The following is a 13,969-nucleotide window of genomic DNA, read 5'->3' as shown; positions in this document are numbered from 1 at the left end:
GAGTTTAATGGCCCAGGGAATGGATTTAGTCCCGAGGATCTTTACAACATGGCTTTGCAAAATTGTTTTGCGGCAACTTTCAAAGTGTTCGCCGAGAAATCTCGGCTTCAATTTAGCGATTTCCGTCTGGCTTCGCGATTGGAAGTTGATCGCAATGAAAAAGGTCAGGTCTTTATGGCCCGATTTCATTTAAAAGTTCAATTGAGCGGAGTCATCCAAAAAGACAACGCCCTGCGAATTCTTGAGCGCACCAAAACCAATTGCATGATTTTAAATTCGGTACTCACCGAGAAAACATTTGAATTCGAAGTGACCGAAGGCTCTGTGTGAATCGAAAGCGCTCCTCGGTTTTCCGGCATGTAGCTCTGTCTCTGTGGTCCTCTCACGGAGACCCCTCGGTTTACGGAATTGTCGATCTCGACGTGACCGACGTAAAATCGAAAGGAATGCTTCTACCCATGATTGTAAAGGCGCTCGGGGTGACCATGGAGAATCATCCCGCGCTTTACTCCATCATAAAATGGGGACGAATTTATCAAAGGGTTGATAAAAAGATTACCGTCATGGTGAATATTCCTGTGGCGGGACGGTTTGATCTTTCGGCGCTCAACTTGGATGACGTGCACTTAATGAGTGAGAGTCTGATTCGAGAAAAAATTAATTTTCAGGTCTCGGATATTCGAAGTTTTCGCGATCCCCACCTGGGTCCCATGCTCAAGTTGATCAAATATGTTCCCCGATCCTTAATGCGATTCTTTTTAAAAACTTACGAAATTTTGATCTACGAATTTAACACCCGACTGGGCTTACGATTTTTACCTCACCGGCCGTTTGGATCTATTATTGTTTCCAATGTGGGGTCTCTAGGAATTAGTAACGCTTTGTTACCTTTGATTCCCATCACGCGATCCAGTTTAATGATTTCCGTCGGTAAAATTCAAATGAAACCGATGATCGTCAACGAGACCGTTTGCGCTCGACAAGTGGTTCAGATGGGCGTGACCTTCGACCATCGCCTCTTTGACGGTTCGGAAGCGGGAAAAATGCTCGCCGATTTTGAGAGCACTTTTAAAAATTTGATTCTTAAAAATCGAGAAACCCCTACCGACTAACCTGAGCGAACCAGTAAATCATTAAAACAGCTTTTACCGTCCAAAGGATCGTTCGCGGCCAATTGGTTCTCACTAAACGTTCGATACAGTAAGCATCGTAACCCGCGGCCAAGCGATTGTGCCAAGGAACGCTCACTAAAAACGTGAGCAGCCACAAGCCAGCGTTCATGATTAAGTTGGTGATCGAGAAATAGTCGACATGGATGAGGACTAATGCCACCGCAGTCCCCAACTCCAAAATCATTACGGGACCGACCAAAAGCCCCATGGCCGAAGTGTGCTTTCCGCAAAACTCCGGAAAGCGTTTTGTATCGATCATCGAAAAGACGGGATAGTGGATCGCCTGAATGATCCAGATTATAGCGCACATGTAGACGGCGCAAATCAGACTCGCATAAATAATCCAAAACTGCATATATGGGCTTATTAAAACCATGAATCGTAAAGCTTCTCAATGGAAATCTAGTGAGTTCACCGGATGCTTTAAGGCGAGAGGCTAAGGGCCTTTATTTTTTGAAAAGCGGATTTTAGATATTCGCTAAAAGCCTTTTGTTTCGCATTGAGTTCCTGGCTACCCGAACTTAGCACATATATTGGCGAAGCTGCCGTGACAAATTTTTGAAGTGATTCGATTCTCAGAGACTCGTGATGAATCATCATCCAGGTGGGTAAAAGCGCAATACCTACACCCTCGAGAATAGATTCTCGAATAAGATCTGACCCATCGGATTGCAGGTAGGGTTCAAACCGAAACGAGATGGGTTTTTTGTGCTCGTCGATCAAGGGCAAGGTGGGTCTATCCGAGAGCCACGTATAAAATAAAAGTTTGTGTTGTCTTAAGTCATCGATGCGTTTGGGGATTCCATTTTTCTTTAAGTAAGATTTGGATGCATAGAAACTGCGTCGGGACATTCCTACTTTGATGGCCTTTAGGCCGCTATCTGCCAAGTTCCCGATTCGTATGGCAAGATCGATATTATTCTCAACAAGATCGACATAGCCGTCGCTCAACTGGAAATGAAATTGGAGTTGCGGGTGGTTCTCTGAAAATTTATTAAAAAGAGGCGCTAAAATTAACCGCGCGAAGGCGAGAGAGGCCGTAATCCTCAATTGTCCTTTGAGGTGCTGTTTCTCATTTTTTACGGAGGACAGCATTGCGTCGATTTGCTCGATCAGCGGACTGCTGTCCTGGAGCAGCTTTTGACCCTCAGATGTCAGGCTTAAGCCCCTCGTGGATCTACGAAATAGGGTGACGCCCAGATACTGTTCCAAACTAGCGACCGACTTACTGATCGTAGGTTGAGTGACTTTGAACTCGGCAGCCACCTGGGAGAAAGATTCTTTTTGCGCCACTCTTCGAAAAATCCTAATCGCTTCTATAACGTCCATATATGCCAAAATCGCATAAATGTTATCACTTTTCAACATCTACCGAAAAAAATTGGAATTCCGTAAAGTATATAAATCGCCCCACGTTGGGGCCTTAAAACTAGGAGAAATCATGAACACATTAAAACCGCTCACATTTGAAACCGCACCTGCTGGCTCTAAAGAGACATTACAAGCGATTCAGAAAGGTTTTGGTTTTATTCCAAATTTAATGGCAACATTCGCTCATTCGCCGGCCGTACTCAATGGATATATGGGGCTAGATGCCGCATGGTCAAAATCGTCTTTAACAGCCAAAGAGCAGCAGTTAATTCTACTGACGACATCGGTTGAGAACAAGTGTCGCTACTGTATAGCTGCCCATTCCACTATTCTAAAGAATATGATGAAGGTAGACCCTGAAGTAGTTCAGGCGGTGCGCACGAATCAATCCTTAAAAGATTCGAAACTCAAGGCCCTCGTTGATTTTACCCGTGAGGTCGTTGCTGAGAGAGGACATGCGTCTGAAGCGGCTAAAGCCAAGCTGTCGAATGCTGGATATAACGAGGTCACAATGATGGAAATATTAGTGGGCATCGCTCTAAAGACAATTAGTAATTACCTCGACCATTTAAACCCGACTCCTATCGAAGCGGCGTTTGCGAGCGAGGCTTAGTTTATGACTCCATCAAAGAACTGGCGTTTAGATGGAAAAATGGTTTTAGTCACTGGAGGGAGTGAGGGAATAGGTTTTGCCATCGCTAAAGAATTTATTGAGCTGGGAGCCGAAGTCCTCATTACTTCTAGATCGAAAATAAAACTGGAAAAAGCCTCTGCCGAAATTTCGTCTCCTAAGATCTCGTGGGTTGCTGCGGATCTTTCCACTCCCATGGGAAGAGAACTATTATATCAACGAGTTTTAGAACGGGGTGAGCTCGATATTCTTGTGAACAATTTAGGGCAAGCGGACCGTGGATCGTTTTTAGAGATGAACCAGTCGCGAATCTGATATCCTCGACGACGATGACAAATCCAACCAATGGCGATAAGATCGAGAGGTGAAGAAAAAAAAGAGAAAAGTCTCTACGCCCAAATCGGATCCTGAGAGTTGGAAAACAACGGAAGCCGCACTCACTCAGCATTTAGAAGAGGACCTGCGAGACGCCTGGAAAAAAATTAAAAAGTTTTCGTTAAGCCTCGGCGAACAAAGAGTGTACGCCTCAGGCAAAGCCATTATGTTTTCTAAAAAAACGTGTTTCTTTTTCGTAAGGCCTAAGAAATCTTATTTAGAGGTTGTCGTTTTTCTTACAGATAAAAAACAATGGCCCACGTTTCATAAAGTGGCTCCTGTTTCGAAGTCAAAATATGCCCACACCTTCAAACTCGTCCACGCCGATCAAGTCGAGGGCGAATTGGCCCGTGCTGTTGAGCTTTCCTTTAAAGAATGTCCCCAGAGCTAAGCCTTTGGTGAATGTGGTTGGGATGGCGACAGGTGGCCGACGTCAATTAAGGGTTACAGTAATCGCATTCAGCGGCCGGAATAGAAACAACTCCATCGGGCCTTTCTTTTTGTTCCGTATATACACACTGAATACAAGTCCATAGGACTTCTTTGGAGATAGGACTCGGTTCTCCGCAGTCTTCACAAGGGAGTCCGGGAATGCCGTCACGTATGGCGAATCCTGGCGAACAACAGTCGGGGCAAAAGGAGTTGAGCGTTTCGATTAATTTTAAGCCCACTTTTTCAATGACCTTCATGCGAGTCGGGTTGAGGTGTGCCCGCATATCTGTCATCAAGATCACCTTGGATTCATTCGTCAGCAAAAACGCCTCGGAGATTGCTTGCTCTACAGCTTGCAAGGTCCGAAGATCCTTAAAAACCACATCGTTTCGACCTTTTGGTTTTATGATCACTCCGTGCTCAGGAAATCCAATCTGATGGAGGAATTTGTGAAGATCATCCCCGCTTTGAAACTCAAGGTGTGAGTGATTTGTTTCCGTACTGATCTCTTCCACATAGATTTCTGTGTTGAGTTTTGTATCGACAAAGAGAAGAGCCTCATGGTCGCTCTGCAAAAATCCAATAAAAGGGTGTGGACCAAAACTTCCTTCGCTGGAAAGGAAAAATCTCGCGTTGGGATAGAGTTCGGCCGCAGCAGAGGTCTTACGTCGCAAAGTTTCGCGAACTCCTCCGACACGACCCACCTCACCACTAAAAGTTCCGAAAACATCGGTATCGACGTTGGCGACACAACAATGCAGCCCTAACTTCCCCAGAAGAGGAGCTAGAACTTTTTCCTTAGAGTGTTTCGTAGCAAAGAATACCCTTTCACCACTCCAAGGATGAAGTTTGACTTCATTCGTGGACGACGATGATAATTCGATGGAATGAGTAGCAGAATTCTTCGGTAACATCCGATAATTAAGTGGCTCAGTCCCGCCCATCGGAAGCGAACCAGGTTTCCTCTAGCTTCTATATCTAATATAACGCAACTAGCCCCTATAAAGTCACTAAAAAATGAGGATTTCCTCCGCCAGAAGTACCTTGAAGAAGGGCTTAGTTTGCAGGAAATCGCTGCCGAAACAGTTTCCACCTGGAAGACTGTTCGGCGGCATCTTTTGTATCTAAGAATCCCACTCAAGCCTCAAGATTCCACAAGATCAACCATGAATACAAAGTTTGGTACCGTCATTATCGATGGAAGTAAAACAGTTGAAGAGACAGAAGTAAAAGCGATTTCATACATTATCTCCTTAAGAGAAAAAGGATGTTCTTTTCGACAAATAGTAGCCCAGCTAAACCTCGAAAAGATCCCAACCAGGAAGGTAGGTGCCTTGTGGCACATCAAGACTGTATACAATGTTCTGGCAAAATCTGAACGACAGTCGAACGCACAGCTCAATTCCGAAATTGATCTAAATGGGCCTATTTGACTAGCTTGGCATAACGCAGATTGACGGAGAAATGTCGTAACGTTACGCTTTAAATATAAATGCAAAATAGAACTGACAAATTCCCACCCACATCTAGTCGGTTCGGCAGAGAGCTGGACCTCGTAGAGACTGTAAAGTCTTGTGGTTATAATTATATTTTTGCAAAACCATCTAAAAAAATTGCCGTTATTAAAGAATTTGTTTCCACGCATGGGATAGCCGATTTAGTTTTTTTAGATTTACCCTCAAGTTGGGAGCGCAGACTCCATCTGGCTCAAGTTAACCCAGGTTGGGCGTATATTTTTGTTCTAATAGGTCGAAAATCCTTTGATGTTTCTGAATTAGTTAAGCTCGGGGGCTGTACTACTGCTTACTCAAAAAAGGTGATTAGAGATTTGGAATCCGTGGGATTTATCAGAAGACTTAAAAACGGAAAATTTAAAGTAGCAAATGAAATTGTTCCAGTAGCAAACCAGATAACAAGTATTGAATGTAAACTCAAAGACTGGAAAAGGGCCTTATCTCAAGCTATTCGATATCAAGATTTCTCACACACGTCTTGGGTTGTGCTAGATGCTTCTTCAAAGAATAATGTAAATAAAAACATTGCTCAGTTTGAGAAATTTAATATCGGTTTAGCAATTGCAGATTCAATTGGTAATTTTGAAGTACTAAACTCACCAAGGAAATCTGAACCAAAACACATTTCCTCATATTGGTTCGCAAATTCGATAGCCGCTAGAGGATTATCAGAATCCTATTTTATAAATTCTCGATAATACTTATTTATGCAATCTAACCAACCCTCGATGTGTTGGCCTTTTGCATGTCTGTCGAGATCCACTGGCAAGTCTTCAATTTGAACATATAAATCTTGTGCTTTTTTAAGTGTATCCCTCAGTTTCGCAAATCTATTTTTTAATTCTAGTGACGTGAGTTCATTGAATTGTTGAGTAAAAACCGAGAAGTAGTGCTTATAAAGCGGTGCCTGATTGAAGGTCGGTTCCTTTGTAAGTGCGAACGCCTCATCAGCATACTTAGTATTAACGTGGATGTTATCCCAAATTGCTGAACTTGATTCTTTAATCTCCTTAGCATGGTTGAACTGTATCCAAGTGACCAAACCTGGCATATAAATTCGTGCTTTAGGACCTCTTTTTTCTTCTTCAGAATCCACGAATCTTCCATCTGAAAATCTTCTGGTATTCTCAAACGCCCCAATCGTGAAATCAACACCGTCAATTAACGATAAACAAAGTGCCTCGGCATTTGTGTAGCCGACAGTAATTTTCAAATTAGCGTTTTTACAACTTTGAATAAAGGTCATTAAATTGAACAGATAGTTTCCATCAAGCAGTTGCTTAGAATCTTCCACGACATTTACCAAAAGATAAATGCCATCAACTCTTGGAAAACTTGTAACCCAATTTAAAATTTTCGTCCTAAAACCAGCATCATTGATCATGTGTTGGGTAATCGGCAATGTTTGCAAAACTGTTTTTTGAATTTTTCGTTTTTCAATTTGAGCTAAGAAGGGTCGAAGAAATAACTCTTGCTGTTCTACCCAGTCAGTAATCATTTGATCAAAAAATCTTGCGGGGATAACGACACTTTCAAAATTATTAGTCACTTGAAAATCTAGACAAAGACTCGCAGACTCTTCGGCTAGCTGTGAAAAATCAATAGTCGAAAAGCCATCTGTTCCACTTATTGTTTCTGGAAAAAAGGGATAATCCAAAAAATTCTTTTTTTGCGAACTTGGCAAATAGAACTGAGGGTCGAAAAGACACTTAGTTTTCAGTGCCGAGTCCATCGCTTCGATGTTTGTATACTTTTGGTTAACAGGGCTTAAAATTAGTCCGCTTCCAACACCAGATGCGAATGAGTCTACATTCCAATTATAATTATGGCCACATTGGTGGTAAATTTTAGCCATGTTGGCCTCCTATAGTATTTAAATCCGACTTAAGATCTTCTGGCCTGCGATATCTTTCATACGGCTTCTTATTAGTTAGTTTAGTTATGATTTCTTTCATTTTTGGCGAGCACGAAACAGTGACTGGGATTTCATGCGGCGGACTATTTCGAATTGCATTGAAGATTTGATCTCTCACTTTTATTTCATCTGTCCAAAAAGGATGGCGGCCAGTTAGCATTTCATATATTAAAATTCCTAGAACGAAAAAATCGCTCTTATAGGTAATATTGCTTTTATCATTTATAGATTGCTCTGGACTACAATATTTGGGATTGCACGGCCCAAACTCGTGTGCATCTAGTGTATAGCCAATTTCACCAGCTTCACGAATGAGGCCCAAGTCAATGATTCTAATTTTATCATCGGAGTCGACAAGAACATTTTCAGGGCTTAGATCCCTGTGGACATATTCTTTATTGCCCCTCCACAAGTGCTCCAATGCACCAATCAGATCCAAAGCAATTTTAACCACGCGTGCCTCTGCAAGAGGGTTTAGCAAAATTGAACGTAGTGGAGAACCGCTAACTCTTTGCTCGACAGTTATAAACCACGGTGGAATAAGTGTATCTTCTGTCTCGGGATCTTCAGAAAAGAAATTATTATAAAGATGCTTTGGATATGAGTCGCTTTGAATTTCATTAAGAACTCGAATCTCTCTTTGAAATCTTGCAATTGAATCCGTTGAGGGCGCAAGCATGGCTTTCAGTACGCAACTTCCCCAAGATGCCTTTTCAGCATCAACTGTTTGGTCAAAATTCACAAAATAAACCAAACGCTGTCCTGAAGCCTTAGGCGATCCTTCGAAGTTCAAGCCTGGCATAAGATTTTGTAAACGTTGTTTAACTTGTGGATTGTCGACTAATGGCAAAAGTGCTCCCTAAAAGTTACCTGTTAAATATATCGCTTTTTAGGCAATTTGTCGAGCGCAGCTTCAGAGTCGAAATCCTTTAGCAAGATCCGAACTTCGGACACATTATAGTAAAAATTCGTTCTTTTTAGTTAGCCAAGAAACATCAATAGAACTCTATTCCAATAAATTTTCATACTTACAAATCGGATCAAAAACTAAGAGTTTAGTGGTCGTGTCAGGGCACCTAAATGAGAAAATGGATGCTAGAATCAAACCGTTCTTATCTGTTAAGTTTCCTTGGGCCAACGAGTGGGTTTTGTTCTTGATGATTTTTTCGGGACTCATTAAGTAGACTGACTCATTCAGAATTGCTGAGACAAATAGTGTGACGTTCACATTTGGATTTTCATTGCAAAAATTCTTAAACTTTGAATTGTACTTGTTTGCTATCCAAGCACGAACATTTCCTTCATCAATGAAAAAGTTTTCTCGACGTTGTGGCGTATAGACGTCACCAAAAAGCATCGGTTCGCCAGAATTATTCATTATGACGATATCTGCATCTTTATCGCTGCCAGGCAACTTCAACTCAACTTCTATTTTTGTATCTGGCATTGCTTTCTTAAGATGGAATAATAAGCCTAATTCCGAAAAGGTATCCCAAAGTGAAGATGTTCCAAAATTTAAAAGTTTCGAACCAAAACTAGAAACTTCTTTCTGGCTTAAATTGATTGAGTTCAGAATTTCGTTAACAGTTATCAGTATACCTTCGGGGGTGGCTGCATTTCCAGATTGCTGCCATTGCCACATCGTTGAAAGTGCCAAAGCTTGAAATAAATCACAAGGCGGTCCATTTTCTTTCATATCAAAAGACCACGATTGGCCATACTTGACCGAAGCTTTAGACCTAAACTTGAGTAAACCGACTGCTTGTTCAATTTTTGGGTATTTCTGTAGCTCTTTGCAAACCTGATCCAAAGTAATCAATTTTAATCCTTTCAGGAACGAGCAATATTCCCTGGTATTGCTCGCGTACTATTTCAGAGTAAAACCATTCGTGTTGTGTTTATCTATAAATTTTTTTTCATCAAAATCAGCGTTCAGAGTTAAGCAGTTATTGGTTAAAGCGTCTGATTTTGCTAAATGCTCAGCATGAGGGAAAACTTCGCCGTTTAAATGCAAAGCGACTTTTGAAACATGAACAAGAACCCAAATGGGGTCTTTTACCATCGCTTCCCTTGGAGCTGCTTTTAGCACTTTTACAAATGTCATTTTAAAATCTGGGTCTTTACTCATTCATAAATATGGTAAATCTAACTTAGAAGAAACTCAAATTTCATTTAAGCGAGCGCCATAATCGAGAATTTACTCCTTAAAAAAAATTCCTTCCAGTGGGCCCTTATTGATTTAAAGGAAATAATTCCATGTCTCCAAGGGATAGCTGTCAATTAAGCAGTGGCTAATGGACTAAATGCTTTCAGCACAGAACCTAAAGCGTCGAGCTAGTCTAGTCCGGAAATTTGTTAAACATTCGTCGAGACTATTCAGTGGTCTCTCAAAGTTGGTAGATTTTTTTCTATTTTCTGATGGACTTTTTGTTGATGCAGACGTTTATGTTCAAAGCGAACTCTAAAATATCTAGACTCAATCAACGCTATGAAATTACAAACATTCTTCTGAAAATTTTATTGAATCCCCATAGCGAGTTCGAAACAAAGCTCGGTCGAGCGAACTTTTGGTCTAGACCTGGCCTCTCTATGCCGAAAGATTTATTCCAATGGCCGTTGAATCAACAGCTCGTCACTATCTAAAACTAGATCGTTAATAAATTCAAAATATTAGAACTAGCGAGGCATGTCTTTGTTTGACGTGCTGATTGAAATCTAAACAATATCACGGTTCGATTTCTAGTGAAGTTTTAGGAATTGTTTCCGCAACTGTCTGACTCCGCCTCCGCTGGACAAGGTGTCTTAAGCTTTCGGTTGCCACTTCAGCAGTATTAAAAAACCGATCAGCACCGAAATTGAAGAAATCCAGACTAGAATGGAAAAGTCATTTGATGTTGGAAGTATAGTGCCTGTTCCAAATAAAATTAATGTGGCAAAGCTTGTTAGGGAAACACCAACGCCATTAATACGGCCACGGGACGCAGCGGGAATGTAAAGTTGTCTTGCTTCCGATTCACCGATCGAAAATCCATAAAGCCCGATTCTGGATAACAAAACTAAACTTAAGAAAATATAGATAGATCCCGTTAGATTTGACTCAAAAAATAATGCTGCTAACAACACGCAAATGGCTTGAAATCCCAAGAATATTTTTGATGTATTAATCAGCCCCATTTTTTTATGAACAATAGGATAAAGAAATGTCGGAATCATCCCCACGAAAGCACCAAAGCCTCTAAAAATCGAAATTTGAAATTCCGATAACTGACTTCCATCTTTCAAAAAACCGGAGAGCAAGACCCCGTGCGGGCTCAGTACAGACAACCACAAAAAGGAATACGCCATCATGGGCACCATAAAATTCAAATCTTTAAAGTCTGCGATCCCGGCTTTAAACTCCTGGAAAGGGTTCACATACAGTGGTTGTCCTTTAGGCTTTGTGAAATCCACAAGACCCTTGATCGAAGACAACAGTAAATATTCAGGTAAAAATGTGCATACATTTAGGATCGCGACGATAGTGAATCCAATATTAAAAAAGTAAGTGCTAGGTAGCAACATCACAGCACCGGCAAAGATAGGTGCTGTGACTTCAGTAAACAAATCAATTCGCTTCATGCGGCTATTAAAAATGGCAAGGTCATTTTTTGGAACCATGTCAGCAGCAAGGTCATAGCCAACACTGATTTCCATTAAAGTAGATCCCAACGAGCCGATGATTCCGATGAGCCCCAACGACATATAAATAATCCAAAATGGCGTACCTTTCGCCGATCCGAGTAAACCATAAAATTGTTCGATCAAAAGCCAAGTCAATGCGACTGCGAATGTTTGCGATCCAATACCAAGTCTGTAAATTTGTTTTCTTGGCAAGTGATCAATCCAGCGAATAATAATTGGATTCAGGAAAAATTGAGCGATTTTGGAAATCAAATAATACCCCGCCACATTTTGCAACTGACCGGGGAAGATTGAGATCAAGACTAAGGGAATAGCAAAATCCCATGCTTGGTCCCCAAAACGAGTTAAAAAACGGCTTAAAAGTATTCTGGACGGTATTGACATAAATCCCTTAGGGGGGGATGCTATCAATATGGGTTCCAAGGATCAATCTCAAAAAAAGACTAAACCTGCTGTAAAATTTAAAGATTCAAAAGTACACATTCATTCTAGCCACGACGATGTGAAAAGGCGATTGCAGCGTGCTTCGGGACATTTAAATAAAGTCATCGCTATGATGGTCGAAAATAAAAAATGTGTGGATATCTCGATGCAGCTTCATGCCGTCGTTAAGGCGCTCATTGAGGCTAAGAAAGCTATCATTCACGACCATATCGATCATTGTTTAACCAATGAAAATTTAAGCTCTAACGATCTAAAAGAGTTTAAAGAAATTTCCAAGTACTTATGAAGAAACTGTTCTCGATCTATCTCATTTTTAGTTTTCTAACATTTGGCCAACAAGGGCTTTATGCGAATTTGAACGAATCCAGTCCATTAAATTCCATGGAATCCTTCCTTCATGAGCACGAACATTCCGATTTGTATTTGTTAAAAATGGCGTTATTTGGATCCTCCGAGCACAGTCATGAACACGACCACGATGACGGGTTTCCTGACCACCACTCGCCGCATTCGGACGCAAAACCTCACTCGCACTTTGATGGTCAGCATTTAAAAATTGATTTATTGGCGTCAAAAATGATTCAAAGTCTTGCTGTGCCCAACACTTTGAAGTTTCAAAAAAATTCGATAAGAACTTCTCATTTTGAATATATTTCCGAGATTTTTCGACCTCCAATTGCCTCTTAGACTTGTTAGACACAGACATTTTTCTTAATAAATCGCTAACTTACAGAGGTAAAAAATGAAGCGACTCAATTTTTTATTAAGTTCTCTTATGGTGACTGCTTTTTCAATGCTGATTCCAGCCATGTCTTTGGCGCATGGAATTTCAGAAGCGGACAAGCAAGCCATGTTAAATGGTGGATATGTAAAGTACATGTGGCTCGGCGCGACTCATATGTTAACTGGATATGATCATTTACTGTTTATTTTTGGTGTCATATTTTTTCTAACGACCTTTAAAGACATTGTGAAATTCATCAGTGTCTTTACAGTCGGCCATTGCATTACACTTATATTTGCAACTTTCTTTAAAATCACAGCGAACTACTACATTATTGATGCAATTATAGCAGTGAGCGTGATGTACAAGGGCTTTGAAAATATTAATGGCTTTAAGAAAGTTTTTGATTGGGAACCACCTTCGCTTCTGAAGATGGTCTTTCTTTTCGGCCTTCTTCATGGGTTTGGTTTATCGACAAGGCTTCAGCAACTACCGCTGGGAGATGACAACGTTGGAATGCTATTCCGTATATTGTCATTCAATGTTGGCGTCGAAGTTGGACAGATTGCGGCCCTTGTTGCCATGATGGTTTTTCTAAGTGGATTTAGGAAGGCAGCGGGCTGGGCTAAGTTCGCTTACGCAGCCAACATTTCTTTAATTGCCGGGGGAATATTTTTGTTCTTCATGCAGTTCCATGGGTACTGGCATCAGACATCGTCTGACGAATTCCCTTTGAATCAGGATGATCACAGCCATATTCACCTAGACATGAAGACCGAAGAGCTAGAAAGCTTCCAATAATTTAACAACGACATCCACGACATGTGGAAGGAGCAAAAAATGAAGAAAGTTATACTTGTACTCTCGATATTTATTTCTACCTCAGCTTTCGCGACTGGAGGACACTTTCACCCGAAGAAAGTGGCAAAGTGTGAGCCGAAGATTTGCAGCGAAGAACAGATAAAAGCTGCAGTCCCAGCTGGGGTGAAGGAATTGGCAAATTGGAAAAAGATAGATGCAAAGTGGGAAACTGCAAAAATTGAAAGTGCTGTTGTAAAAGAATTTACTAAAGGATCAAAAACAATAAAAGCCTGGGTGGTCGCCCTCATTGATGAAAAAGAAAACGACAGTTCAAAAAATAAAGTCTATCTTTACTTTTTAGAGGATGGATCAATTTTTAGAACGAATACAACAGGAGAGCTTAAATAATGAAAAATATTCTAGCTGCACTGATTTCGTTTCCGGTGCTTTCTTGGGCCGAGGAAAAAGGCCATTCACACGGGCCGGGCGGTGAAATTGAACATATGCTTCCAATTCTCGGATTTTTCGCAGTCCTCATCGTTGTCGGTGGTGTTTTTTACTTCATCAACTTGAAAAAGAAATAGTCTTAACGAGGGGCTTGGTTCAATCCAGGCCCTTTCTTTTTTTTTCCGATAGCCTAGGCGATTTTTTATTGAACTAAACTCAAATAATTATTTGGTAATTCTCTCGGGTCTATTGAACTTTGAGCTGACAATTGCGGAGCTAAACTCTAAATTTCTCTAAAAAATCGATATGTTGTATTGGCCAATACTTATAGCAAGTTATTTGGCTGCCCTTTTTTTAAGGAAGCTAACTGGTTTCACAATGCCATGGTCCACCTAAGTCCAAACGCAATGCAAATTGCCGCCATTATTTCCTGCGTGATTTTTTAGGAGAAATAATGAGGTA

The 13,969-nt window shown here is 40.9% G+C and carries 20 protein-coding genes; 11 read left to right on the top strand and 9 right to left on the bottom strand.

What is annotated here, in order from left to right; all coding sequences use genetic code 11:
• Positions 1–330: OsmC family protein (locus K2Q26_16300; GenBank protein MBY0317082.1), on the top strand; the 330-nt coding region annotated here is incomplete at its 5' end.
• Positions 327–1,112 (top strand): 2-oxo acid dehydrogenase subunit E2, encoded by a 786-nt coding sequence (locus K2Q26_16295; protein ID MBY0317081.1) that lies wholly within the window; start codon positions 327–329, stop codon positions 1,110–1,112. The genes K2Q26_16300 and K2Q26_16295, both read left to right, overlap by 4 nt.
• On the opposite strand, the gene K2Q26_16290 is transcribed toward K2Q26_16295, so the two are convergent.
• Both K2Q26_16290 and K2Q26_16285 read right to left on the bottom strand, forming a co-directional pair.
• Positions 1,102–1,527 carry a hypothetical protein gene (locus K2Q26_16290; protein ID MBY0317080.1) on the bottom strand — a complete coding sequence of 142 codons (426 nt, stop codon included), beginning with the start codon at positions 1,525–1,527 and terminating at the stop codon, positions 1,102–1,104. The genes K2Q26_16295 and K2Q26_16290 overlap by 11 nt on opposite strands.
• 68 nt (positions 1,528–1,595) lie before the next feature.
• Positions 1,596–2,540 (bottom strand): LysR family transcriptional regulator, encoded by a 945-nt coding sequence (locus K2Q26_16285; GenBank protein MBY0317079.1) that lies wholly within the window; start codon positions 2,538–2,540, stop codon positions 1,596–1,598.
• Between the two features lie 73 nt (positions 2,541–2,613).
• Here K2Q26_16285 and K2Q26_16280 point away from each other — a divergent pair, with 73 nt between their 5' ends.
• Genes K2Q26_16280 through K2Q26_16270 form a run of 3 tightly spaced genes read left to right on the top strand, consistent with a single transcriptional unit; the run spans position 2,614 to position 3,940 of the window.
• Positions 2,614–3,156 (top strand): carboxymuconolactone decarboxylase family protein, encoded by a 543-nt coding sequence (locus K2Q26_16280; GenBank protein MBY0317078.1) that lies wholly within the window; start codon positions 2,614–2,616, stop codon positions 3,154–3,156.
• A gap of 3 nt (positions 3,157–3,159) precedes the next feature.
• Positions 3,160–3,489, top strand: a complete 330-nt coding sequence (locus tag K2Q26_16275; protein MBY0317077.1) for an SDR family oxidoreductase — start codon at positions 3,160–3,162, stop codon at positions 3,487–3,489.
• Between the two features lie 49 nt (positions 3,490–3,538).
• The gene (locus K2Q26_16270; GenBank protein MBY0317076.1) at positions 3,539–3,940 is read left to right on the top strand and encodes a hypothetical protein; all 402 of its coding nucleotides are present in this window, start codon (positions 3,539–3,541) and stop codon (positions 3,938–3,940) included.
• A 46-nt stretch (positions 3,941–3,986) separates the two neighbouring features.
• On the opposite strand, the gene K2Q26_16265 is transcribed toward K2Q26_16270, so the two are convergent.
• Positions 3,987–4,895, bottom strand: coding sequence for a hypothetical protein (locus K2Q26_16265; protein ID MBY0317075.1), 909 nt, complete (start codon positions 4,893–4,895; stop codon positions 3,987–3,989).
• Positions 4,896–5,147: 252 nt separating this feature from the next.
• On the opposite strand from K2Q26_16265, the gene K2Q26_16260 reads away from it, so the two are divergent.
• Positions 5,148–5,414 carry a recombinase family protein gene (locus K2Q26_16260; GenBank protein MBY0317074.1) on the top strand — a complete coding sequence of 89 codons (267 nt, stop codon included), beginning with the start codon at positions 5,148–5,150 and terminating at the stop codon, positions 5,412–5,414.
• Between the two features lie 59 nt (positions 5,415–5,473).
• Positions 5,474–6,193 (top strand): hypothetical protein, encoded by a 720-nt coding sequence (locus K2Q26_16255; protein ID MBY0317073.1) that lies wholly within the window; start codon positions 5,474–5,476, stop codon positions 6,191–6,193.
• Here K2Q26_16255 and K2Q26_16250 read toward each other — a convergent pair.
• From K2Q26_16250 to K2Q26_16230, 5 genes are all read right to left on the bottom strand, one after another.
• Complete coding sequence (locus K2Q26_16250; protein MBY0317072.1) at positions 6,172–7,350, bottom strand: hypothetical protein; 1,179 nt, start codon at positions 7,348–7,350, stop codon at positions 6,172–6,174. The genes K2Q26_16255 and K2Q26_16250 overlap by 22 nt on opposite strands.
• Positions 7,343–8,260, bottom strand: coding sequence for a protein kinase (locus K2Q26_16245; GenBank protein MBY0317071.1), 918 nt, complete (start codon positions 8,258–8,260; stop codon positions 7,343–7,345). The genes K2Q26_16250 and K2Q26_16245 overlap by 8 nt, the downstream gene beginning before the upstream one ends.
• A gap of 156 nt (positions 8,261–8,416) precedes the next feature.
• A complete protein-coding gene (locus K2Q26_16240) occupies positions 8,417–9,229 on the bottom strand; it encodes a hypothetical protein (protein MBY0317070.1) in 813 nt (270 codons plus the stop codon).
• 48 nt (positions 9,230–9,277) lie between these two features.
• Positions 9,278–9,538 (bottom strand): hypothetical protein, encoded by a 261-nt coding sequence (locus tag K2Q26_16235; protein ID MBY0317069.1) that lies wholly within the window; start codon positions 9,536–9,538, stop codon positions 9,278–9,280.
• A gap of 674 nt (positions 9,539–10,212) precedes the next feature.
• Positions 10,213–11,475: an ABC transporter substrate-binding protein gene (locus K2Q26_16230; protein MBY0317068.1), complete on the bottom strand. Its 1,263-nt coding sequence runs from the start codon at positions 11,473–11,475 to the stop codon at positions 10,213–10,215.
• Between the two features lie 28 nt (positions 11,476–11,503).
• On the opposite strand from K2Q26_16230, the gene K2Q26_16225 reads away from it, so the two are divergent.
• Positions 11,504–11,821 carry a metal-sensing transcriptional repressor gene (locus K2Q26_16225; GenBank protein ID MBY0317067.1) on the top strand — a complete coding sequence of 106 codons (318 nt, stop codon included), beginning with the start codon at positions 11,504–11,506 and terminating at the stop codon, positions 11,819–11,821.
• A 27-nt stretch (positions 11,822–11,848) separates the two neighbouring features.
• On the opposite strand, the gene K2Q26_16220 is transcribed toward K2Q26_16225, so the two are convergent.
• The gene (locus K2Q26_16220) at positions 11,849–12,241 is read right to left on the bottom strand and encodes a hypothetical protein (GenBank protein MBY0317066.1); all 393 of its coding nucleotides are present in this window, start codon (positions 12,239–12,241) and stop codon (positions 11,849–11,851) included.
• 36 nt (positions 12,242–12,277) lie between these two features.
• On the opposite strand from K2Q26_16220, the gene K2Q26_16215 reads away from it, so the two are divergent.
• Genes K2Q26_16215 through K2Q26_16205 form a run of 3 tightly spaced genes read left to right on the top strand, consistent with a single transcriptional unit; the run spans position 12,278 to position 13,644 of the window.
• A complete protein-coding gene (locus K2Q26_16215; protein ID MBY0317065.1) occupies positions 12,278–13,060 on the top strand; it encodes a HupE/UreJ family protein in 783 nt (260 codons plus the stop codon).
• Between the two features lie 39 nt (positions 13,061–13,099).
• The gene (locus tag K2Q26_16210; protein ID MBY0317064.1) at positions 13,100–13,468 is read left to right on the top strand and encodes a hypothetical protein; all 369 of its coding nucleotides are present in this window, start codon (positions 13,100–13,102) and stop codon (positions 13,466–13,468) included.
• Entirely contained in the window at positions 13,468–13,644 is a 177-nt protein-coding gene (locus tag K2Q26_16205; protein ID MBY0317063.1) for a hypothetical protein, read from the top strand. Before K2Q26_16210 ends, K2Q26_16205 begins: the two co-directional genes overlap by 1 nt.
• Positions 13,645–13,969: the final 325 nt, after the last annotated feature.

The sequence above is a fragment of the Bdellovibrionales bacterium genome (assembly GCA_019750295.1).
Taxonomy (GTDB): Bacteria; Bdellovibrionota; Bdellovibrionia; order Bdellovibrionales; family JAGQZY01; genus JAIEOS01.
This window is presented reverse-complemented; position numbering and strand designations above follow the sequence as displayed.

What these genes read in the sequence shown, in the direction of transcription:
- K2Q26_16290 (MBY0317080.1), bottom strand. Translation starts at nt 1,527, where the DNA reads ATGCAGTTTTGGATTATTTATGCGAGTCTGATTTGCGCCGTCTACATG.
- K2Q26_16285 (MBY0317079.1), bottom strand. Translation starts at nt 2,540, where the DNA reads ATGTTGAAAAGTGATAACATTTATGCGATTTTGGCATATATGGACGTT.
- K2Q26_16280 (MBY0317078.1), top strand. Translation starts at nt 2,614, where the DNA reads ATGAACACATTAAAACCGCTCACATTTGAAACCGCACCTGCTGGCTCT.
- K2Q26_16275 (MBY0317077.1), top strand. Translation starts at nt 3,160, where the DNA reads ATGACTCCATCAAAGAACTGGCGTTTAGATGGAAAAATGGTTTTAGTC.
- K2Q26_16265 (MBY0317075.1), bottom strand. Translation starts at nt 4,895, where the DNA reads ATGTTACCGAAGAATTCTGCTACTCATTCCATCGAATTATCATCGTCG.
- K2Q26_16260 (MBY0317074.1), top strand. Translation starts at nt 5,148, where the DNA reads ATGAATACAAAGTTTGGTACCGTCATTATCGATGGAAGTAAAACAGTT.
- K2Q26_16255 (MBY0317073.1), top strand. Translation starts at nt 5,474, where the DNA reads ATGCAAAATAGAACTGACAAATTCCCACCCACATCTAGTCGGTTCGGC.
- K2Q26_16250 (MBY0317072.1), bottom strand. Translation starts at nt 7,350, where the DNA reads ATGGCTAAAATTTACCACCAATGTGGCCATAATTATAATTGGAATGTA.
- K2Q26_16235 (MBY0317069.1), bottom strand. Translation starts at nt 9,538, where the DNA reads ATGAGTAAAGACCCAGATTTTAAAATGACATTTGTAAAAGTGCTAAAA.
- K2Q26_16230 (MBY0317068.1), bottom strand. Translation starts at nt 11,475, where the DNA reads ATGTCAATACCGTCCAGAATACTTTTAAGCCGTTTTTTAACTCGTTTT.
- K2Q26_16225 (MBY0317067.1), top strand. Translation starts at nt 11,504, where the DNA reads ATGGGTTCCAAGGATCAATCTCAAAAAAAGACTAAACCTGCTGTAAAA.
- K2Q26_16220 (MBY0317066.1), bottom strand. Translation starts at nt 12,241, where the DNA reads ATGTCTGTGTCTAACAAGTCTAAGAGGCAATTGGAGGTCGAAAAATCT.
- K2Q26_16215 (MBY0317065.1), top strand. Translation starts at nt 12,278, where the DNA reads ATGAAGCGACTCAATTTTTTATTAAGTTCTCTTATGGTGACTGCTTTT.
- K2Q26_16210 (MBY0317064.1), top strand. Translation starts at nt 13,100, where the DNA reads ATGAAGAAAGTTATACTTGTACTCTCGATATTTATTTCTACCTCAGCT.
- K2Q26_16205 (MBY0317063.1), top strand. Translation starts at nt 13,468, where the DNA reads ATGAAAAATATTCTAGCTGCACTGATTTCGTTTCCGGTGCTTTCTTGG.